General features: G+C 56.2%; 1 protein-coding gene. It reads right to left on the minus strand.

Features of this window, described 5'->3' with window-relative positions:
* The coding region (locus EOC06_RS38875) for a MucR family transcriptional regulator (RefSeq protein ID WP_206631427.1) at nt 1-276 on the minus strand (276 nt) is incomplete at its 3' end.
* Between the last annotated feature and the right edge of the window lie 12 nt (nt 277-288).

Genomic DNA, 288 nt, shown 5'->3' on the forward strand with positions numbered 1-288 from the left:
CGACAGATGGCGCTTTAGCGATTTGAACTTCTTTCCATCGTCAAGGCAGATGATGTAGTCCGCCATCACCGACTTCTTGATCGGAACAGCAGGCTTGAGAGCCTGCGGCTGTTCTGCGGAAACGCTGCCGGCCGTTCCTTTCAGTGCTGCATGTACTTGGCCGATCAGGGCGGGGAGATCGCCCACTGGGACCGGATTGTTCGAGACATAGGCTGAGACGACATCGGCGGTAAGCTCGATGAGGGCGTCGAGGTTGTGATCGGCTTCTTCTGTCATGAAATTCTCCGG

It is taken from the genome of Mesorhizobium sp. M7A.F.Ca.MR.362.00.0.0, assembly GCF_004023175.1.
GTDB lineage: Bacteria > Pseudomonadota > Alphaproteobacteria > Rhizobiales > Rhizobiaceae > Mesorhizobium.